The sequence below is a fragment of the Mesorhizobium sp. WSM4983 genome, from assembly GCF_029625765.1.
Lineage (GTDB): Bacteria > Pseudomonadota > Alphaproteobacteria > Rhizobiales > Rhizobiaceae > Mesorhizobium.
Map to the genome: position 1 here is coordinate 232,918 of NZ_JARTVM010000004.1, position 20,589 is coordinate 253,506.

Below are 20,589 nucleotides of genomic sequence, written 5' to 3' on the forward strand. Positions count from 1 at the left end.
GGCGACCCCCTCTGTCGCCTTCGGCGACATCTCCCCCTCGAGGGGGAAGATTAGGCGCTTACCCCGTGACATATCGCTTCCCCTGATTATATGATAAGACAACTCCACTAAAACGGAGGCGCCTCCGTTTATTTACGTGGGGGCTGACCCGCATGGGTTCAAGCCCCATATTGCGACAGTGGAGAAAAAACTGACTGAACAGCCCTCGGAGCCTGCCGAAAAGCCTGAAACGCCGGCGCCAAAGCCGCTGCGCGCCGATGCGCGGCGCAACCGCGACAAGCTTGTCGAGGCGGCGGCGCAGGCGTTTGCCGCCGAGGGTGTCGATGCCTCGCTGGAGGAGATCGCCAAGCGGGCAGGAGTCGGCATCGGCACGCTCTACCGGCATTTCCCGACGCGCGAGCATCTGGTCGAGGTGGTCTACCGCCGCGAGGTGGAAGCGCTCTGCCATGCGGCCGAGGAACTTGCCGGCGCTCATCCGGCCGATGTGGCGCTGGAACTCTGGATGCAGCGCTTCGTCGACTATATCGCCACCAAGCGCGGTCTGGCGACAAGCCTGCGGCTGTTGCTCACCACCAACTCGACGCTGTTCTCCGATACCTCGGGCCGCGTATCCGGCGCGCTGAAGGGGCTGGTCGAACAGGCCGCAGCTGCGGGGAAGATCCGCGCCGACGTCGATGCGTCGGACGTGCTGCATGCGCTGGGCGGCATCTACTCCGCCCCCAACACGCCCGACTGGCGGGACCGCTCGGGGCGGCTGGTGAAGCTCTTGATGGACGGGCTGAGGTTCGGGGCATCGGAGGCGGCGAAAGCCGGCTGAAGCACCGCTAGCTGGGTGCGCTTCGTCTGTCCGGTTCCAAGCTGGTGATCCAGTCCGCAAAGGCCGACATCGCGGCGGTCGGTTCCCTGGACTTCAACTTGGTCAGCCAATAGCTGCCGAGCGATATTGAGGCCTGGAAAGGGCGCCTTATCGACCCCTTGCTCAGTTGTCGCGAAAACATCAGCGCCGGAGCCAGCGCAACGCCTGCCCCTTGTTCGGCGGCTTCCATCATCGCCAGTGAAGAATCGAAGACGATCGCGCTCGCGAAGTTCGCAGGCGCTTCCATGCCGGCGGCCTCGAACCAGCGGCTCCATTCGTCCTGACGGTAGCTGCGCAGCAAGGTAAGCGCGCCGAGGTCCTGCGGCGCGTGAAGCGTCGCCGCCAGTTCCGGCGTGCAAAGCGGCGTCAGAGGTGCTTCGAAAAGTTCAGTCGCATGAAGGCCATTCCAGGCGCCGTTGCCGAAGCGGATCGAAAAATCCAATCCCTCGGCCGCCAGGTCGACGCGGTTGTTGTTGGTGGACAGCCGCAACTCGACGAACGGATGGGTGCGCCGGAAGTCTTCCAGTCTCGGAAGCAGCCAGCCGACGGCGAAGGTTCCGACGGCGCCGACGACGAGCGGTTCGCGCAGTTTTCCAGATCCGACCCGCTCCAGCGATCGCGCCAGGCGGTCGAAGGCGTCGCCGACGATCGGCAGCAGAGCCTCGCCTTCCGCCGTGATCTTGAGGCCGCGAGGCAACCTGCGAAACAGCTGCACGCCGAGCCGCTGTTCGAGCGATCGAACCTGCTGGCTAACGGCGGCCTGCGTCACCGCCAGTTCGATGCCGGCACGTGTGAAGCTGAGATGCCTGGCCGACGCCTCGAAGGCCCGCAATGCATTGAGCGGCAGGTAAGGTCGAACCATCGATGCCCAAGATTATCTTATAGCTGTTGCGATTTATCATCGTTTGTAGCCGGTTCGAAGGGGTCATAAACCCGCATTCATCCGATCCAGAGGGAGCAGATCATGTGCAGCCGGCTTCGTCTCACCATCGCTGCCGTCGTCTTCGCCTGCGCGCCGGGCAGCCTGTCAGGCGCTCGCGCCGCCGATCAGGACGCCAAGATAAGGCAGCTCGTCGATGAGGCGGTGAAGCCGGTGATCGCCCAGTACGACATTCCGGGGATGGCCGTCGCCGTGTCCGTGAACGGCGAGCGCTTCTTCATCGACTATGGCGTGGCCGAGAAGGACACCCAGGCAGCCGTCACGCGCGATACGTTGTTCGAGCTCGGCTCGATCAGCAAAACCTTCACCGCGACGCTCGCGGCCTATGCCGAGGTCGAGGGCAAGCTCGCACTTGGCGACAAGGTCGGCAAGCACATGCCCGAGCTTCAGGGCAGCGCGCTGGGCGACGTCAGGCTGCTCGACCTCGCCACGCACACGGCCGGCGGTTTCCCGCTGCAACTGCCCGATATGGTGAAGACGCAAAAACAGCTCATCGCCTATTATCGCCAATGGAAGCCGCAATTCGCGGCCGCCACCACCCGCACCTACGCCAACCCGAGCATCGGCCTGCTCGGGATGGCCACCGCCAAGGCGATGGGCGCGAGCTTTCCGGCGCTGATGGAAAAACGGCTGTTGCCGGAACTCGGCTTGCGGCGAACTTACGTCAACGTCCCGGCCGCACAGATGAAATCCTACGCCTGGGGCTACAACCGCAACGACAAGCCTGTCCGCGTCACCCCGGCATTGCTCGCCGAAGAGGCCTACGGGATCAAGTCGAATGCAGTCGACATGATCCGCTTCATCGAGGCCAACATGGGCGTCGGCAAGGTGCCGGACGATCTCGCACGCGCGCTCGAAGCCACCCACACCGGTTATTTCCGCGCGGGCGAACTGATCCAGGATCTGATCTGGGAGCAGTATCCCTATCCGGTCGATCTGGCGAAGATCGTCGCCGGGAATGCGCCCAGTATGCTGCAGCCGATCCCTGCAACTGCGATCGAGCCGCCGATGGCGCCACGCGCCGACGTGGTGCTCAACAAGACCGGCTCGACAAACGGCTTCGGCGCCTATGTCGCCTATGTCCCGTCGAGGAAGATCGGCATCGTCATGCTGGCGAACAAGGCTTACCCGAATGAGGCGCGAGTCAGGGCGGCCTACCAGGTGCTGTCGCGGCTCACCGACTAGCCGCGCGTGCGATCGCTTCGGCGCTCCTGGGCCAATGCACTTTTCACCGGCGCTCCGCCTGCGCCCCAAAAAACCTGCCCAAAATGGAGAAACAGATGACCTCGATCACCCGGCGTTCAGCGCTTGCCGGCGCATTCGCATCCTTGCCGATCGTGCGTATGGCCCGCATCATCGTCGAGACGTTCGCAGGATAGTGCGGCCTGGGCGGCGCCGACGGCCGAACGGGGTCAAACCCGGCGACGGCGGCGTTTATGTTTTGAGGCGTTGAAACTGCCAATCTCCCCCCTTGCGGGGGCGATGCCCGGCAGGGCAGAGGGGGGTGCTGTCCCGCCAGCCTGTCAATTCTTGGCAGTCCCCCACATTCATCCTGTCGGTGAACCGATCCGGCCAACGGTAGCGTTCCTTCGCACCCCCCTCTGGCCTGCCGGCCATCTCCCCCGCAAGGGGGGAGATTAGCGGCTTCGGCGTCTCGCCTTCTCCTGTTGCCGGAGAACGGCTAGGCTTCGCGCCAAAGCACCCCCAGGAGCCCGCCCATTCCAAAGCCCACCTTTCTCGAGATTGCCCGCCGCGCCGGGGTCGGCACGGCGACGGTGGAGCGCGTTTTGAACGGCAGGGGCGGGGTGCGCCCCGAGACGGTCGAGAAGGTGGTGGCGGCGGCGCGCTCACTCGACTATCCGCGCCGACTGCCCGAAGCGCATCGCGGCGTCATCCGCATCGAGGTGATCCTGGTCAGGCCCGACGCCACCTTCTTCGCGCGCCTCTCCCGCGCCTTCGAACGCATCGCGGCGACGCTCGACCGCTCGATCGCCGTCCACCGCACCTTTCTCGACGAGGCCAATCCGGCGGCGATCGCCAAGCGCATCCTCGAACCGGAGATGCGGCGCGCCGCCCTCATCCTCGCCGTCCCCGACCGTCCGCTGGTGAGCGCGGCGGTGGCGAAGCTGGAGGCGGAAAACATCCCGACGGTGCAGATCGTCACCCAGATCTCCGGCACCAAGAGCACCTATGTCGGCATCGACAATTACGCCGCCGGCCGCATGGCGGGGCTGCTGATGGCGAAGATGCAGCGGCAGCCGGGCAAGGTGGTCGCGATCTGTCACAGCCAGATCTATCGCGTCCACCGCGACCGCGTACGGGGCTTCTTCGACTATCTGATCGACGAGGGGCGGGATTTCGAGCCCACCGCCACCCTGTTCGGTTTCGACAACGGCGACCGCAATGCCGAGCAGTTGCATGAGGCGTTTGTGCGCTGGCCCGACCTTGCCGGCCTGTACAATGCCGGCGGCGCCAACACGGCCCTGAACGAAGTGCTGCGCCGGCACCCACGCGGTCGCGACGTCTTCTTCGTCGGCCATGAACTAACCGAGCGCAGCACGCGCGGCCTGCATGACGGCACGATGGACGTCGTGCTCGACCAGGCGCCGGAGGCGCAGGCGCGCCGCGCCATCGACCTGGTGCTGGCGGCGCTCAACCTGCACGACCTGCCGGTCGACAACCCGCCGATCCGCTTCATCACCTTCACTGCCGAGAACCTTTGATCTGATTTGATCAAGGTTGCGCGAGCCTTGGCCGGCATCGCGGTGCTAACTCGACCGCGAACGGGAGACGAGCATGTGCGAATTCTCCCCCTCATCCGGCCGCTGCGCGGCCACCTTCTCCCGAGCGGAGAAGAGGGCCGGCACCGACGCAGCCTGGCCCCTCTCTCCCTGGGGAGAGGTCGGATGGCCCCGAATTGCGCTTCGCAAGTCGGCTGCCAATCCGGGTGAGGGGGACCTTTCACAAGCCTGATCGTCCGCCCGCGAACGGGAGGATCATCGGTGGCAAGACGCTTGACGGCCTACGACCTGCAAAGCGCCAAGGGCAGCAGGAAATGGCTGCAGCTGCATGTCGACACGTCGGCCGAGGCGGCGGCCGCGGTCGCCTGCGACATCGTCATCCTCTCCTGCGAGCCCGACCACAATCTGGAATCGATCCGCCAAGCGGCGCCTCACGCGTTCCTCTCCGTCGGCATGCCGCATGGCGCGGTCGCGTCGCCCGAGGAAGCGGTGCGGCTGGGCTTCGCCATGATGAAGCGCGGCGCCGACGCGGTCTATTCATCGCACTCGCCGCGCTTCATCGAGGCGATGGCCGCGGAAGGCATTCCCGTCACCGGCCATGTCGGCCTGGTGCCGAACCGCGCCACCTGGACGAATTTCCGAGCCGTCGGCCGCACGGCGGAAGAGGCCTTCAAGGTGCTGCGCGCGGCCAAGGACCTGGAGAATGCGGGTGCGGCCTGCATCGAGGTCGAGGTGGTGCCGGTCAGGCTCGCCGACCACATCACCCGCTCGACGCCGCTGATCACCATGGGCATGGGCTGCGGCACTGCCTGCGACACGCAGTATCTGTTCTCCTGCGACGTGCTGGGCACCCACACCGGCCACTATCCGCGCCATGCCAAGCGCTATGCCGACTTCGTCACGCTGGAGGCCGAGCTGCAGGAAAAGCGCATCAGTGCCTTCCGCGCCTTCGGCCGCGACGTCGCCGAAGGCAGCTACCCGGAAGCGAAGCACCAGGTGGACATGGACGATGCCGCCTACGACCGTTTCCTCACGCTCTCTCAATCCCTGTGAGACCAGCCATGGACGACCTGCAATACGGCACGCGCAACAAGAGGGGCGATTGGGCCCCGAACGAACCGGCCGGCACCGCGCCGCTCTTTGCGTTTCCGCCGCGACCGCTGGCGTTGCTGAAGTGGCTGCCGCATTATTTCCTGCCTTACAACCTGCTCTTCGCCCTCTCGGCAGTGGTGTGGTGGCGCTACGTGCTGCCGGACGTCGAGACGATGAAGACGCTCGCCATCGGCTGGATCCTGCGCCTTTTCATCGTCAACTGCGCGGCGCTGCTTGTCTTCTTCGGCGCTTTCGAGCTTCGACTCTACATTTTGAGAGCCCAGGGCAACCGCTTCAAATACAACGGCAAATGGCCCTCGGAGCAGAAGAGCAAAGCCTTCTTCTTCGAGAACCAGAACATCGACAACATGCTGCGCACCTTCGGCACCGGCATGCCGATCTGGACGGCGATCGAGGTGGCAATCCTCTACGCCTACGCCAACGGCTACGTGCCGTGGCTGACCTTCGCGGAGAATCCCGTCTACCTGTTCTGCCTGGCGCTGGTGGTGCCGATCATCCACGAGACGCATTTCTTCCTGCTGCACCGGACGATCCATTTGGGGCCGCTCTACAAATGGGTGCATTCGGTGCACCACAATTCGGTCAACCCGTCGCCCTGGTCGTCGCTGTCGATGCATCCGGTGGAGCAGCTCGGCTATCTCGGCGTCGCCTTCTGGCACCTGATCATTCCGTCCAACCCGCTGCTGGCGCTCTACCAGCTCCACTATGCCGGCTTCGGCGCGATCCCGGGCCATGTCGGCTTCGACAAGGTGGAACTGACCGAGGACAGATCGGTCGATAGCCACGCCTATATCCACTACCTGCACCACAAATATTTCGAGGTGAACTACGGCGACGGCCTGATCCCGTTCGACCGCTGGTTCGGCACTTTCCATGACGGCAGCAAGGACGGCGAGGCGCGCATGCAGGCCCGCTACGAGAAGAAGAAGGCGCGCGCCAACGCCGCCGCGAAATGACAGCTGCAGAGAAAGCCACGTGGCCGGCCTGAGCCGCCCGCTTCAACGATCCCGAAAGGGCCGGCGAACAAGACAGGAGTGAGCCGGCACTCCAAATCCAGAGGGAGGAAACCCGTGAAGAAGCTTCTCATCTCGACGGCGCTCGCCGCTTTGATGGCGACCGCGTTCGCGACTGTCTCGACCGGCGCCTTCGCCGCCAAGCTCGGCGTCTCGATCGTCAACTTCGACAACAATTTCCAGACGCTGCTGATGCATGGCATGCAGGCGCGCGCCAAAGAGAAGGGCGCCGAGATCCAGGTCGAGGACGCCCAGAACGACGTCGCCAAACAGCTGGACCAGGTCAAGAATTTCATCGCCAGCGGCGTCGACGCCATCATCGTCACGCTGGTCGACACCAATGCCTCGAAGACCATCAGTGAGGAAGCCGCCAAGGCCGGCATTCCGCTGGTCTTCGTCAACCTCGAGCCATCGGACATGAAGAACCTGCCGGAGAAACAGGTCTATGTCGGCTCGAACGAGGTCGAGTCCGGCACGCTGGAAGCCTTCGAGGTCTGCAAGATGCTGCGCGCCAAGGGCAAGTCGGCCGGCGCTACCGCCTACATCATCATGGGCAGCTTGGTGCATCAGGCGGCGCTCCAGCGGACCAAGGATGTCGAGCAGATCTTTTCGACCGACATGTGCAATTTCATCAAGGTCACCGACAAGCAGTCGTCCGAATGGTCGCGCGACAATGCGCAGAACCTGATGACCAACTGGCTGACCGCCGGCCCGGCGCCCGACGCCGTCATAGCCAACAACGACGAATCCGCCATCGGCGCCATCCTGGCGCTCAAGGCCAACGGCGTCGACCTGAAGAATGTCGTGGTCGGCGGCATCGATGCCACGCAGGACGGGCTCCAGGCGATGAAGGCCGGCGAGCTCTCGGTCACGGTGTTCCAGAACGCCAAGGGCCAGGGCGGCGGCGGTGTCGATGCGGCGCTCGCGCTTGCCAAAGGCGAGAAGGTCGACCGCGTCGTCTATGTGCCCTTCGAACTGGTGACGCCCGCCAACGCGGCGGAATACCTGAACAAGAACTAGACCCGGATCATCGGGGCGGCTGGCTTCGCCGCCCCGATGGGTTCGCCTCGATCTGAAGGCAAGACAGATCTGAAGGGAAGAAAAATGACCGGTTGGATCAGGGCCTGCGGGCTCGACGACATCGAACAGGAAGGCGCCCGCCGCTTCGACCATGGCGGCAAGACCTATGCCGTCTTTCGCTCGCCCGACGACGAGGTCTTCTGCACCGACGGGCTTTGCACGCATGAGGCGGTGCACATCGCCGACGGCCTGGTCATGGACTACGAGGTCGAATGCCCAAAGCACGCCGGCGCCTTCGACTACCGCACCGGAGCCGCCAAGCGCCTGCCGCCATGCATCAATCTCAGGACCTATCCGGCGAAGGTCGAGGCGGGAGCGGTGATGGTGGCGGTGGGCTGAAAAGCTCCCCCTTCTCCCCTTGTGGGAGAAGGTGGATCGGCGCGCAGCGCCGAGACGGATGAGGGGTGTTCCAGCTTGGCGGCCACGACGACAGCGCAGCGACATTCCCCAGCGCCTCACTCCGTCCAGCACCCCTCATCCGTCGCCTTCGGCGACACCTTCTCCCACAAGGGGAGAAGGAAAGAGGCGCTAAATCCCCTCGCCATCCACCAGCGGCACGTCGTCGCCTTCCCAGGGGCTCGGCAACGAACCTCGCCCCGCCGTGGGCAGCGGCATCCAGCATCTGAGCTCCGGCTCGGCATACTCGACGACGCGTCCGGGCGATGAATCCGACGCCCGCCAGCCTTCCTCGCCGAACTGGTCGGCGCGCGACCAGTAGGCCATGTCGACCTCGGCCGGTCCCTGTTCGGACGAGCGCACCGTCACCAGGATGCGACTGCCGTCCCGCGGCGCGCTCGCCATGTTGCGCCAGTGGTCGGTCTCGTCCATGTGGTCTCCTCCCAAGAAGCTTCGTGGCAATAGTCGCCGCCCGCCGGGGAGGGGTCAACCCGAACTTGGCGCGAGACAGAAATATCGTTCACAGCTAATATGTTCGCCGACCGCAATCGGACGGACGACCATGGACGAAGGGTTGCCTCAAGCCACCCGTCTCGGGCCGGTCCATCTCAGGGTGACCGACATCCCGGCTGCCTTGATCGTCTGGCGCGACACGCTCGGATTGGCGGTCCTCGGCGAGGATGCCGCCACGGCGGAGCTCGGCGCCGGCGGGCGGAAGCTTATCGTGCTCCACGCCGGAGCGCAGATCGCCCTGCCGCAGAAATCGCGCGATCTCTTCCATGTCGCCATCCATGTGACGAGCCGCCGCGACCTCGCGCACACCGCCGCCCGGCTTAAGGCTTCCGGCTTGCGCTACAGCGCCCAGGACCACCTGGTTTCGGAATCGCTCTACGTTTCCGACCCGTCCGGCAACGGCATCGAGATCTGCTTCGACACGCCGGAACGCTGTCTGCGCCGCGAGGTGTCGGCCGATGGCCGCGTGGCGCTGATCGGCACCGACGGCAGCGCGCATTCCGGGCTCGAGCCGCTCCATCTCCCGGGCCTTTTGCGCGACCTCGGCAATTCCGGCCATGTCGAGCAGAGGATGGCGAAGAACGCCTTCATCGGCCACATCCATATGCGCGCCCGCGCGCCGGAAGAACTGATGGAATTCTATGTCGGCGTGCTCGGCTTCCGCCCGCACATCCAGTCGAGAAGTTTCGGCATGTTCGACTGCGGTACCGGGAGCCGGCCGCATATGGTCGCCTTCAATATCTGGGCGCGTGACGAGCTGCGCGAGCCGCCGCCGGGTGCCGGCGGACTCGACCATTTCACGGTTGAGCTTGCATCGGTCGAGGAGCTGGCTGCGCTGGAACGCAGGCTCGATGCCGCCAACCTGCCGCCGAAAAAGATCGGCGGTGCCGTGGAAACCGCGGATCCGGAAGGCAATAGGCTGCGGTTCGTGCTTCGGGAAGATTGATCGCGCCGCAGCGGACGATTGGGGAAGACAAGTGGGAGAAGGGGAGAATGACCATCAGGGTGATAGGAACCGGCTTCGGCCGCACCGGCACGGATTCGATGCGCGAGGCGCTGACCATGCTCGGCTTCGGCCCGTGCCATCACATGTCGGAGGTCATGGCGCATGCGGAGCAGAAGCGGCTCTGGCGAGCGCTCGCCCAAGGCGCCGCGCCGGATTGGAATCGGCTGTTTGCCGGTTATAAATCCTGCGTCGACTGGCCCTCGGTGCATTACTGGCGCGAGCTGATCGAAGTCTTTCCGCAAGCGCGCGTCATCCTCACCTGGCGCTCGCCGGAAAGCTGGTGGGAGAGTTTCGCAAAAACCATCCTGCCGGCCGTCATTGACAGCCAGGATCAGGAGTCGTTGGGCGTCGCCCTTGTCACGAAGCAGGTTTTCGGCGGCCGCCCGCAGGACCGCGCGCATGCGATTGCCGTCTATGAGGCCAATATCGAAGCGGTGCTGAAGACGGTGCCGGCCGAGCGCCTGCTGGTTCACAAGCTGGGCGACGGCTGGGCGCCGCTCTGCGCCCATCTCGGCGTTCCGGTGCCGGACGAGCCCTATCCCAATCGCAACACCACGAAGGAGTTCCGGACGGCGCTTTCGTTGAATTGAAGGGAAGGGAGGGGAATAGGGGAATAGGGGAAAAAGGTACTGGCATCCGATGTGCGGAGTTCACGAAGTCTGATCTTCCCTACCTCCCTACTTCCCTACTTCCCTATTTCCGTTCCGCAGGAAGGAACACCACCATGACGAGCCATTTGGACACCACCTTCCTGACCGCCTCGCAACTGGCGGCGGCGATCCGCGAGGAGAAGGTCGGCGCTGTCGAGGCGATGGAGGCGCAGCTTGCCCGCATCGCTGTCGTCAACCCGCTGCTCAACGCCATCGTCACCCTCGACGAGGAGGCGGCCCGCGCCGGAGCGCAGGCCGCGGATATGGCGGTCGCGCGCGGCGAGGCCGTCGGTCCGCTCAACGGTGTGCCGATCACGCTGAAGGACGGCCATGCCACCGCCGGCATGCGCACCACCGTCGGTTTGGAAGCCTTTGCCGATCATGTGCCGGCGACGGACAGCACGATTGCCGCGCGGCTGCGCAAGGCCGGCGCCCTCATCATCGGCAAGACCAACGTGCCGCCCAGGCTGCGCGACCTGCAGACCGACAATCCGATCTTCGGCCGAACCGTCAATCCGTGGGACGTTACCCGCACACCCGGCGGCTCCAGCGGCGGCGCGGCGGCCGCGGTCGCCGCCGGGCTGGTGCCGCTCGAGATCGGCAGCGATGCCGGCGGCTCGATCCGGATGCCGGCGCATCTGTGCGGCGTCTATGGCTTCAAGCCGACGCAGGCGACGGTGCCGATCACCGGCAGCTACGCCGATCCGCCCGACCTGCCGCGCAGCTTCCGCCTGCTGTTCGACATCGGGCCTTTGGCCCGCGACGTCGACGATCTCATCCTGGCCCACCGCATCATCGCCGGGGCCGACGGTCTCGACACCGAAGTGCCGCCGGTGGCGACGGACGAGGCGCCGGAGCCGCCGCTGGGGACGCTCAGGGTTGCCTTCGCGCCCGAATTTCCCGGAGTGCCGACCGCGCTCGACATCGCCGACGCGATCGCAGGCTTCGCGGGCGCCATCGAGGTCGGCGGCGCGCGGGTAGGGCAGGCATTGCCGCAGCACGATTTCGCGGCCGAGCGGGCGCTGTTTTCCGATCTCATCACCTGGTATTCGCAGGTCTTCCGGCAGCCGCGCGAAACCTCGCCCTCGCTGGCCGCCTATCTCGAGGCGCTCAACCAGCGCGACGAATTCATCGCTGCCTGGGAGCGGTTCTTCGACGGGTGGGACGTGCTGGTCTGTCCGGCGATGATGTGCACGGCCTTCCGCCACCGCGAAATGGGTGCGCCGATCCCCGTCGACGGCATCGAGACGCCCTACTGGAGCGGGCTCAGCCACGCCTGCCGCTTCAACCTGACCGGGCATCCGGCCGCCGTCATTCCAATCGGTGTCGACCGGGAGGGCCTGCCGATCGGCGCCCAGCTGGTCGGCCGCCGCCATTCGGACATGAAGCTGCTGGCCGTGGCGAAAGCGCTGGCGCGTCTCACCGACGGTTTCGTCAGGCCACCGGGATTGTGAGCGCGTGGAAACGGCGGGCTGCCTGAAAGACCAAGGGCCGCCGCCCCAGGCTCAAACATGCACGTCGCCGAACGACAGTTCGCCGTCGTCGGCGCGCATCAGGAAGGCGGCGGCAAGCATCGCGAGATAGAATACGACGACGCCGCAGACCACCACGACGCCGGGGATGGGACCGAGCGTCGCCACGCGAAAGGTGTCGAGCAGCGAGGCGCTGAAGCCGATCGGCGAGCCTTCGCGCTGCAGGCTGGGCGTGGTGATCTTCAAGACCCAGGCAAGCATCAGGATCGTATACATGAAGACGTAGTTTCGGCGCAGCCTCCGGACCAGTGCCGCGCGCTGCGAGATGAGGAAGCGCGGCGAGCGCAGGCCTTCGCCGAGGATGGCAAGCCAGTTGGAGGCGAAATCCGGCTGCGGCGAAAAGATCTGCGCAAAGTAGTAGCGCTCGAACTGACGCACCCGCGCCCGATAGACGTCGAAGAACCGGTAGCGCCGCGCTTCGATCCATAGAAGCAGCGTGATGAGCAGCATGGCGAAGAGCAGCACGCCGTGATGCGCCGAAGGCGTCGACAGCGACACGGACAGCATCGCCGCCACCACGGTGATTGCCCAATTGCTGGTGCGGTCGAGCCGGTCGCGCCAGCCCGCCATGCGCCCGATCTCCGCGCGGTGGAAATGCGACATGGTGGTTGCGAATTCGGAGGAAGTGAGCTTCAGCGCGAACGCATCGGAGCCTCTAGGCGGCGCCGCTGCTTCGGCTGGCTTTACGGTCTGGACCTGCGACATCCCCTTGCCACGTGCCTCCCGCCGTGGCCGGCCGTTGAGCCGGCCACACCCCATATAGCACAATGTGGGGCCGGCAGAAATGTTCCTGCTGACGCTCTCCGGCGGAAGCTCTTATGCGCTCAGCCAGACCCGTTCGGCCACGCGATGATCGCTGAGCAGGAAGTTGGGGTTGGGAACGAAACCCCTTACCTCCTTGCGCGCCGCGTCGATCCAGCTGGCGAAGGCCGGGATGATGGTCGGGCACTCGTCATGGATCATCTGCTGCAGCTCGAAATAGACGTCGCGGCGTTTCGCCGGATCGGCCAATGAGCGCGACTCCGTCAGCCGTCTGTCGAAGCTGTCGTTCTTCCAATGCGTTTCGTTCCACGGCGCGCCCGAGGCGTAGACGGAGGAAAACATCATGCTCGCCGATGGCCGCCCGGCCCAGAAGGAAGCCACCCATGGCTTCTTCAGCCACACGTCGCTCCAGTAGCCGTCATCGGGCTCGCGCTTGACATTGATGGTGATGCCGGCGGGCTTGGCCGATTGCGCGAAAAGCTCGGCCGTGTTGACCGCCTGCTCGAACGCCACGGGGGCGGCGTGCAGCTTGAGGGTAAGATCGCTCTTGCCGGCTTTCTTGAGGTGAAAACGGGCCTTGTCCGGATCGTAGGCGCGCTGCGCGATGTTAGGATTGAAGCTCGGATCGCTGGCAGCGATCGGATGGTCGTTGCCGACCCGTCCGAAGCCGGCCATCAGCAGCTTCACCATCTGCTCACGGTCGAGCGCGTGCTTCAGCGCCAGCACGACATCGGGGCTGTTGAACGGCTCCTTCGTGGCGTCCATCGGCAGCGAGAAATGCTGCTTGCCTTCGGTGACCAGCAGATAGGCGCGCGGGTCCTTCTTGAGCAGCGGTGCGATCTTGTAGTCGATGCCGTGGACGATGTGCACCGAGCCGCCTTGAAGAGCCGAGACGCGCGCCGCGGCGTCGTTGATCACCACCGACTCGACCGTATCGACATGGCCGCGATCGCTCGCCAGTAGGTCTCGTTGCGGGCGGCGGTGGCGTGCACGCCGGGCTGGAAGGCGGTGAGCTTGAACGGACCGGTGCCGATCGCTTTCGACCAGTCGGCGAAGCCTGCGGGCACCATGGCGAAATGCAGATCCGACAGCACATAATCCATGTCGGGATTTGGCGATTTGAGCAGGATCTCGACTTGCGTCGGCGAGATGGCCCGCACTTCCGCGACGTCAGCGACCAGCCCTTTGGCCTTCGACTTGGTCTTGTCGCCGATATGCAGGCCCAGCGAGTATTTGACGTCGTCGGCGTCGAACGTCTTGCCGTTGTGAAACTGCACGCCCGGCCTGAGATTGAGGATCCAGCGCATGTTGCCGTCGCTGGCTTCCCAGCTTGCCGCGAGCTCCGGCGCCGGCTTGCCGTCATCGCCGATCTCCACCAGCGTGTTGTAGACCTGCCGCGACACGTTGATGGAAAAAGTGCCGATCAGCTGCGTCGGGTCCAGCGTGTCGGCGGAGCTGCCGCCGTTGAGGCCAAGGCGCAGCGCGCCGCCTTTGCGCGGCGCCTCGGCAAGGCCGGTATGTGGAAACGCCGCCGTGGCGAAGGCAGCCGCAGCGGCCGTCTTGATGAAGCTGCGGCGGTTCATGCTGTCCAGGCTCGAGAAGACGCTTCTGTCGTTCATGTCATTCTCCCATTGGTTCAGTAGGCGCCAAGGACTTCGTTGACCATCAGCGGCTGTGGCGGCAGCCGCCGGTCGAGAACCGCGCTCAGTGCGCGCGCCTGCGCGCCGAGTGCTCGCTCGGGGAACAGGTTCCAGTGCTCCCAGGGGTCTTCGCGAAGATCGAACAGCTCCCCCCAGGCCGGCTGGTTGGGATAGCGGGTGAACCGCCACTCCTTGGAGATGATCGACTGGTTGTAGAGGCAGGGGTCACGTCGCGGATGATATTCACCGAACAGGAAGTCGCGGACGTCGGCGATCCGGCCGTCGATCAGCGGCTTGAGATCGGTGCCGTCGGTCGCGGGCGCCGGCAGGCCGAGCAGCGATGCGATGGTCGCGAACAGGTCGAGGTGGCTGGTCAGCGCATCGAGGCTTGTTCCGGCGCGGATGCCTGGACCGCTGAGAACCAGCGGGACCTGCATCAGTTGTCGGTAGGGCGGCGGCCCCTTGCGCAGCAGCCCGTGGTCGCCGAGCAACTCGCCATGATCGGCGGTAAACAGCACATAGGTGTCGTCGAGCACGCCAACGTCGTCCAGGGCCGCGAGCAGCCGTCCGACGGCATCGTCGATCATCTGGATCATGCCATGCGTGTGGGCGATTGCGATGGCCAGCGTTTCGTCGGAGATATCGTCGGTGCGCAGGAGGAAGCCCTGCTCGCGCGGCTGCTCGCCGGAGGCGATGTAGGGCACTTTTGTCGGATCGTCGCCTTCGCCGAGATAGGCCAGCATCCGCTCCAGTTCGCCCGCCCGGATGGTCGGCGTGGGCATTTGCTCCGGTCGGAACAGGTCGCAATAGGGCCGGGGCGGGGCGAAGGGGTGGTGCGGGTCCGGAAACGAGACGAACAAGCCGAACGGCTCTGCCTGCTTGCCCTGGCGCTCGATGAAGTCGATCGCCCGATCCGCGATCCAACTGGTGTAGTGCAACTCGGGCGGCACCGCGCTTTTCCAGACTTCGTTCAGATCCTGTGCCCGGCTGTCGCGGTTGGCGTCGGGCTCGTAGAGGTCCACCACTTCGGGGTGGTTGCGCTTGAGCCAGGCGGCGTAGTGGCCGGCGCGAGTGGCTTCGTTGGCTTCGCCCATGACGAGGTCGACGGCATCGAAGCCGAAATAGGGACCGTGCCAGTCCTCGCAGCCCGGCCTTTCCCAATAGGCAAGCGATTCCGGCATGTCGCGTTCGACGGGCGCGAGCAGTGGCTGAAAGTGCAGCTTTCCGACGCCTTTTGTGGCGTATCCGGCAAGCGAGAGCGCCTGCCACAGATTAGGGAGCCGATCGTCGAGCGCCACGCCATTGCGCCACAATCCGTGATGGCGTGGATAGAGCCCTGTTGCCATGGTCGCTCGGCTTGGCGAGCAAATCTGGTTAGGCGTGAAGTGCCGATGGAAGGTTGCGCCGCGCGCGGCGATGCGGTCGATGTTTGCGGTGTGGGCGACGCGGTTGCCGGTGACCGAGAGCGCGTCGTAGCGCATCTGGTCGGCACAGATGAAGATGACATTGGCTCGCTTCACGACGGCTCCGCCCGTTCTGCTAAGCTTCCAGCTAGGGCCCGAAACGCAGCGAAATCAAAGATCAAGATTTTCGTTCGGTATGTGCTAATCCTATACCGGGAGGACGAGATGCGTTTTTCTGGGCTCAGCGTTCGTCAACTGGAGGCCTTCGAGGCAACGATGGTGGCCGGCTCCGTGTCGGGCGCTGCGGTCGCGCTCAACGTCTCGCAGCCGAGCGTCAGCCGGCTGCTGCAGGAGCTGGAGATCGATACCGGCCTCAGCCTGTTCGATCGCTCGCACGGTCGGCTCGTTCCGACTGAGCAGGGCCTGCTGTTCTACGGCGAGGTCGGCAAGACCTTTCATGGCGCGCGCAACCTGATCATGGCGGCGCAGGAGATCAGGGAACTGAAGCGCGGCCTCGTGCGCATCGGCACGCTGGCGGCGATGTCCTTCAAGATCGTGCCGGATGCGATCCAGCAGCTTCGGACGCGCTTTCCGGAGGCAAGGACCACCATCGCGGTGCGCAGCTCGACGGAGATCGTCTCCTCCGTCGCCTCGCGCCTGACCGACGTCGGCCTGGTGGACGCGGGCGTTTCTTTCCTGGACGCCAAATGCGTCGCCACTTTCGAGCGCAATAGCGTCTGTGTCATGGACCAGAAGCATCCGCTCGCCGAGAGCGAACGGGTCCGGCTGGAGGATTTTTCCCGCTATCCGTTCGTATCGCTGGGCGAGCTCTATTTCCGGCGCAGCCGCGACGGCGCGAGGCTGCTCGAAGTGACCGCGGCCAACACCGTCGCCGACATCTTCCAGTCGTTCTTGGCTTGTGCGCTGGTCAGGGGCGGCCCCTCGCTGGCTGTGGTCGATCCGTTCACTGCAGGCTTCTATTCCGAGTTCGGACTGGCACTCAGGCCAATCCAGTTCGACATTCCGTTTCGCATCTCGATCATCGTCAATGATCGGTCGGCGACGGGGGCGGCGGCCAGCAAGGTCATCGAGGCGATGACCGATCTGATCGGCCGTTAATCATCATTGCCGGTCGCCAGCCGTGGATCCTGCCTATCGCTGAGCGGCTGATATGGGAAACGGCACCACTTCGGCCTCGGGCCGGGCATAGAGGGCGGTCGCGACCGCCTCGATCACAAGGTCGAGCGCCGCAAGCGCCATGCGGCTGGTCTCATCGTCGCCGCGCAGATAGTGGCAGGCCCTGTCGAGGTGCAGGTGGGCGGCGGCAAAGTCGCTTTTCATTAGCTTCTCCTTATTGCCCCGCCGTGCAGCGACCATGCGTGAGTCGCTTTACCGACAAGCAAAGATGGGCGGGAGCATTTGAATCGAATTGTACGCGACGTCGAAGCTGCTTGAGAGAGGCGGCCGGCGCCGGAGTTGCCACTCTCTCGCGTTGTGAAGGAGATGTCCGGCAGGGTAGAGGAGGCGCTGTCCCGCCGGCATCCCAGCCCTTGCAGGCACCTCCATCACGGTTAAAAGTGGCCTGCTTTGGAGATAGGTTGAATCGACGTTGGTCCTCCACGGCGCCCCCCTCGTCCTGCCGGACATCGCCCCCACAACGGGAGAGAGTGGCAGTTCCACCGCCGTGCAACCGATGCATGTGCGAAACCGTTATGGCGAGGATAATCGAGGGGTGCGGCAATTGTCCTTCATGCCCAACCGGCGCCGGCCGGTTTCTCTCGCGCTTGCCGCGGCGGCGCTTGCATCGATGCCGGCCGCCGCCTTCGCCGCCGAAAAAACCGGCATGTCGAGCGAAGGCATCTTCGTTCTCGAAGTCATCTTGCTGCTCGTCGTCGGCCGAGGCATCGGCGAATTGCTGGAGCGCCTCGGCCAGCCGGCGGTGATGGGACAGCTGATCGGCGGCATCCTGCTCGGGCCCTCGCTGCTCGGTTGGCTATGGCCCGCGGCCGAGCGGCTGGTCTTTGCCGGCGATGCCGCGCAGAAGTCGATGATCAACGCCATCGCCCAGTTCGGCGTGCTGATGCTTCTGCTGCTGACCGGCATGGAGACGGACCTGAGGCTGGTGCGCCGCGTCGGCCGCGCCTGCTTTTCCATCTCCGCCACCGGCGTCGCCGTGCCTTTCGCGCTCGGCTTCGTGGCCGCGCAGCTCATGCCGGCCTCGCTGCTTGCCACCGGCAGCGAGCGCATCGTCTCCGGCCTGTTTCTGGGCACCGCGCTTTCGATCTCTTCGGTCAAGATCGTCGCCATGGTGGTGCGCGAGATGAACTTCATGCGCCGCGACCTCGGCCAGATCATCGTCTCCTCGGCCATCATCGAGGACACGATCGGCTGGGTGATCATCGCCATCACCATCGGCATCGCCACGCATGGTCGCATCGAGCTCGCCAGCCTCGCCTTCACGCTCGCCGGCGTCACCGCCTTCATGGCCTTTTCCTTCACGCTCGGCCGCCGCATCGTCTTCGATGCCATCCGCTGGACCAACGACACCTTCCGCTCGGAATACGCGGTGGTCACCGTCATCCTCGCCATCATGGGCGGCATGGCGCTGGTTACCGACCTGATCGGCGTGCATACGGTGCTTGGTGCCTTCGTCGCCGGCATATTGGTCGGCGAGTCGCCGATCCTGTCGCGTCACATCGAGGGGCAATTGCGCGGCGTGATCACGGCACTCTTCATGCCGGTGTTCTTCGGCGTCGCCGGTCTCTCGGCCGACCTGACAGTGCTCGTCGATCCCGAGCTTGCACTGCTCACCGTGGCGCTGGTGGCGATCGCCAGCCTCGGCAAGTTCGGCGGCGCCTTCATCGGCGCGGAGGCCGCGGGCATGAGCCGCAGCGAGGGCATCGCCGTCGGCTGCGGCATGAATGCGCGGGGCTCGACCGAGGTCATCGTCGCCTCGATCGGTCTGTCGATCGGCGTGATCTCGCACACGCTTTTCACCATGATCGTCACCATGGCCGTCATCACCACCTTGGCCATGCCGCCGACATTGCGCTGGGCGCTGGGGCGGCTGCCGATGGGCGAGGAGGAAAAGAAAAGGCTGGAGCGCGAGGAGGTCGACCAGCGCGGCTTCATCACCAATCTGGAGCGGCTGCTGGTGGTGGTCGACGAGGGCGTCGTCGGCCGCTTCGCCGCCTACCTCGCCGGTGTCATCGGCGCCGGCAAGCCGACGACCGTGCTCCGTACAAGCGGCGAAAGCGAAGCCGACCCCGTCGAGGCGGCGCATCTGGACGAGATCGAGAAGGGCGCTGAGCAGGGCCGCGAGGCGGCGAAGGACGCCGACGAGGAGCCTGCGCACGAAGTCCCCCTCACACGCCGCCTGCATGACGCTCCGCTCTCCGCCGAGGCGGTCGCCAAGGAGGCGCGCAAGGGCTACGGCATGCTGCTCATCGGCCTCGGCCGAGCGGTGACGGCGAAGGGCGGCTTCTCGCGCCGGCTGAACGAGGTCGCGGGCGCCTTCGAGGGCCCGCTCTGCCTGGTGCTGAAGCCGGCCGGCGCCGGCCGGCAGATGCCGCGCCTTGGGCCGGGATCCGGCAGGATCCTGGTGCCGGTCAACGGCACGGCGAATGCGCGCCGCGGCGCGGAACTCGCGCTTGCCGTCGCCTCCGTCACCGGCGCGCCGGTCAAGGTCCTCTATGTCGCGCGTCCGGGTCGCGACGAACCGCGCGACACCGTCTCGCATCGCCGCAGGGAGGCTGTGCTGAAGGACATTGTCGCGCTTGCCGACCGTTATGGCGTCGAGATCGAGACTGCCATCCGCTCAAGGGCCGCCGCCGCCGATGCCATTGCCCGTCAGGCGGGCAGGAACGTGGCGCTGATCGTCATGGGCGTGGCGCGGCGGCCCGGCGAGGAGCTCATCTTCGGCGAGACGACGAGCGGCGTGCTGCAGCGCTGCCCATGCCCGGTGATGCTGATCTCCGACGCGCGGCTGCGCCGCGACGACGAGGGCAGGGAGGCGCTGAGGTCAGGTACGGGCACGGGCTGAGGGCAGCTTCGGCCTGACGGTTCCAATGGCTGACGGCCGCGCTTCACTTGCCTTCGAAAAAGCGATGGATCGCGGCGTCCAGCTTGCCGATGAGCTCGGCGTTGCGCGTGCTGCCGGCCCAGATCAGCGCATTGAGCCGCATGTCCCTGTTGAGGAAGTTCACCTTGCGGGATTCCAGCAGATATTGCGCGACTTCGAAGTGGCGTCCCTTGATCGCCTCGATGAGCGCGCTGTTGCGTCCCGTCTTGTCGGCGAGATTGACGTCGGCGCCATGCTCGACCAGCAGCTTGACGATATCGAGATGCCCGTTCCTTGCGGCTTCGATGAGCGGCGTCCTGCCGTAATAGTCGGCGCGGGCGTCGATATCGATCTGCGGATGCTTCATCAGTGCCCGGATACAGGCGAGGTGACCCCTGGCCGCAGCCAGGCTCAATGGTGTGCTCTTCCATTTGTTTCTGCAGTTCACGTCGACCGCCGGGTGGCCGATCAAGGTTTCGACCACGGCGGTGCGGCCGTTATGCGACGCAAGGTGCAGGCTTGACCAGCCGTCTTCATCGGTCAGGTTGATATCCGCGCCCGCCGCGAGCTCCGCGCGCGAGGCTTCGGCATCGCCGCTCTCGGCCGCGACCAGCAGGCGGGACCAATTCCTTGCTTCTGCGGCTTCCAGGCCTGTGTCCACTGCAATATCCCCGACCGCGGATGGCGCCGGCCCGGCCGGCATTCAGATGCAGCGTCTTTCTCTCGCGGAGAGTTTCACACTCGCCGTCGTCGGGCAATGGATTTCGCGTCGGCGGTGCGGGCAACTCGAGGGGAGATGCCGGCAGGGCAGGTCCGAGCGTGGATCGCCGGCGCCCCATGCGACGGAGAGGGGCGTCGGCGCTTGATGCGCCGCGACCCTCTGT

General features: G+C 65.3%; 20 protein-coding genes. 12 read left to right on the plus strand and 8 right to left on the minus strand.

All coding sequences use genetic code 11. The features are described from left to right. The first annotated feature begins 178 nt into the window (after window positions 1-178). Window positions 179-817: a TetR/AcrR family transcriptional regulator gene (locus tag P9254_RS15115; RefSeq protein WP_164750510.1), complete on the plus strand. Its 639-nt coding sequence runs from the start codon at window positions 179-181 to the stop codon at window positions 815-817. Window positions 818-824: 7 nt separating this feature from the next. Here P9254_RS15115 and P9254_RS15120 read toward each other — a convergent pair whose 3' ends face one another. Continuing rightward, entirely contained in the window at window positions 825-1,718 is an 894-nt protein-coding gene (locus tag P9254_RS15120; RefSeq protein WP_278056794.1) for a LysR family transcriptional regulator, read from the minus strand. Window positions 1,719-1,820: 102 nt separating this feature from the next. Here P9254_RS15120 and ampC point away from each other — a divergent pair, with 102 nt between their 5' ends. The 6 genes from ampC (at window position 1,821) to P9254_RS15150 (ending at window position 8,082) form a co-directional block, all read left to right on the plus strand. Then, window positions 1,821-2,981: a class C beta-lactamase gene (ampC, locus tag P9254_RS15125; RefSeq protein WP_278056796.1), complete on the plus strand. Its 1,161-nt coding sequence runs from the start codon at window positions 1,821-1,823 to the stop codon at window positions 2,979-2,981. A gap of 533 nt (window positions 2,982-3,514) precedes the next feature. Next, window positions 3,515-4,519 (plus strand): LacI family DNA-binding transcriptional regulator, encoded by a 1,005-nt coding sequence (locus tag P9254_RS15130; protein WP_278056984.1) that lies wholly within the window; start codon window positions 3,515-3,517, stop codon window positions 4,517-4,519. 279 nt (window positions 4,520-4,798) lie between these two features. Continuing rightward, window positions 4,799-5,590, plus strand: a complete 792-nt coding sequence (locus P9254_RS15135; protein WP_278056798.1) for a 3-methyl-2-oxobutanoate hydroxymethyltransferase — start codon at window positions 4,799-4,801, stop codon at window positions 5,588-5,590. A gap of 8 nt (window positions 5,591-5,598) precedes the next feature. Beyond that, window positions 5,599-6,606 (plus strand): sterol desaturase family protein, encoded by a 1,008-nt coding sequence (locus tag P9254_RS15140; protein WP_067322428.1) that lies wholly within the window; start codon window positions 5,599-5,601, stop codon window positions 6,604-6,606. A gap of 114 nt (window positions 6,607-6,720) precedes the next feature. Then, window positions 6,721-7,683 carry a substrate-binding domain-containing protein gene (locus P9254_RS15145; RefSeq protein WP_278056615.1) on the plus strand — a complete coding sequence of 321 codons (963 nt, stop codon included), beginning with the start codon at window positions 6,721-6,723 and terminating at the stop codon, window positions 7,681-7,683. 84 nt (window positions 7,684-7,767) lie between these two features. Continuing rightward, the gene (locus tag P9254_RS15150) at window positions 7,768-8,082 is read left to right on the plus strand and encodes a MocE family 2Fe-2S type ferredoxin (RefSeq protein WP_067322435.1); all 315 of its coding nucleotides are present in this window, start codon (window positions 7,768-7,770) and stop codon (window positions 8,080-8,082) included. Window positions 8,083-8,271: 189 nt separating this feature from the next. Here P9254_RS15150 and P9254_RS15155 read toward each other — a convergent pair whose 3' ends face one another. Then, a complete protein-coding gene (locus tag P9254_RS15155) occupies window positions 8,272-8,571 on the minus strand; it encodes a hypothetical protein (protein ID WP_095801415.1) in 300 nt (99 codons plus the stop codon). 130 nt (window positions 8,572-8,701) lie between these two features. Here P9254_RS15155 and P9254_RS15160 point away from each other — a divergent pair, with 130 nt between their 5' ends. The 3 genes from P9254_RS15160 to P9254_RS15170 all read left to right on the plus strand — a co-directional run bounded on the left by P9254_RS15160 (window position 8,702) and on the right by P9254_RS15170 (window position 11,762). Further along, the gene (locus P9254_RS15160; protein WP_095824546.1) at window positions 8,702-9,598 is read left to right on the plus strand and encodes a VOC family protein; all 897 of its coding nucleotides are present in this window, start codon (window positions 8,702-8,704) and stop codon (window positions 9,596-9,598) included. A gap of 47 nt (window positions 9,599-9,645) precedes the next feature. Then, a complete protein-coding gene (locus P9254_RS15165; protein WP_095801413.1) occupies window positions 9,646-10,248 on the plus strand; it encodes a sulfotransferase family protein in 603 nt (200 codons plus the stop codon). 134 nt (window positions 10,249-10,382) lie between these two features. Continuing rightward, window positions 10,383-11,762, plus strand: a complete 1,380-nt coding sequence (locus P9254_RS15170; RefSeq protein WP_278056802.1) for an amidase — start codon at window positions 10,383-10,385, stop codon at window positions 11,760-11,762. Between the two features lie 51 nt (window positions 11,763-11,813). Here the strand turns inward: P9254_RS15170 and P9254_RS15175 are convergent, their stop codons facing one another. The 4 genes from P9254_RS15175 to P9254_RS15190 form a co-directional block, all read right to left on the minus strand. Beyond that, window positions 11,814-12,545 carry a DUF2270 domain-containing protein gene (locus P9254_RS15175; protein ID WP_082980653.1) on the minus strand — a complete coding sequence of 244 codons (732 nt, stop codon included), beginning with the start codon at window positions 12,543-12,545 and terminating at the stop codon, window positions 11,814-11,816. Between the two features lie 111 nt (window positions 12,546-12,656). Beyond that, window positions 12,657-13,520, minus strand: coding sequence for an ABC transporter substrate-binding protein (locus P9254_RS15180; protein WP_278056803.1), 864 nt, complete (start codon window positions 13,518-13,520; stop codon window positions 12,657-12,659). Continuing rightward, on the minus strand, window positions 13,517-14,221 hold the full coding sequence (locus P9254_RS15185) for an ABC transporter substrate-binding protein (RefSeq protein WP_278056805.1): 705 nt from the start codon (window positions 14,219-14,221) through the stop codon (window positions 13,517-13,519). Before P9254_RS15185 ends, P9254_RS15180 begins: the two co-directional genes overlap by 4 nt. Before the next feature lie 17 nt (window positions 14,222-14,238). Beyond that, window positions 14,239-15,762 carry a sulfatase family protein gene (locus P9254_RS15190; protein WP_278056807.1) on the minus strand — a complete coding sequence of 508 codons (1,524 nt, stop codon included), beginning with the start codon at window positions 15,760-15,762 and terminating at the stop codon, window positions 14,239-14,241. Between the two features lie 108 nt (window positions 15,763-15,870). On the opposite strand from P9254_RS15190, the gene P9254_RS15195 reads away from it, so the two are divergent. Then, window positions 15,871-16,764, plus strand: a complete 894-nt coding sequence (locus tag P9254_RS15195) for a LysR substrate-binding domain-containing protein (protein ID WP_278056809.1) — start codon at window positions 15,871-15,873, stop codon at window positions 16,762-16,764. 33 nt (window positions 16,765-16,797) lie between these two features. Here the strand turns inward: P9254_RS15195 and P9254_RS15200 are convergent, their stop codons facing one another. After that, window positions 16,798-16,986 (minus strand): hypothetical protein, encoded by a 189-nt coding sequence (locus P9254_RS15200; RefSeq protein ID WP_278056810.1) that lies wholly within the window; start codon window positions 16,984-16,986, stop codon window positions 16,798-16,800. A 409-nt stretch (window positions 16,987-17,395) separates the two neighbouring features. On the opposite strand from P9254_RS15200, the gene P9254_RS15205 reads away from it, so the two are divergent. Then, window positions 17,396-19,687: a cation:proton antiporter domain-containing protein gene (locus tag P9254_RS15205; RefSeq protein WP_442920321.1), complete on the plus strand. Its 2,292-nt coding sequence runs from the start codon at window positions 17,396-17,398 to the stop codon at window positions 19,685-19,687. A gap of 43 nt (window positions 19,688-19,730) precedes the next feature. Here P9254_RS15205 and P9254_RS15210 read toward each other — a convergent pair whose 3' ends face one another. Next, on the minus strand, window positions 19,731-20,366 hold the full coding sequence (locus P9254_RS15210; protein ID WP_278056814.1) for an ankyrin repeat domain-containing protein: 636 nt from the start codon (window positions 20,364-20,366) through the stop codon (window positions 19,731-19,733). Window positions 20,367-20,589 lie beyond the last annotated feature (223 nt).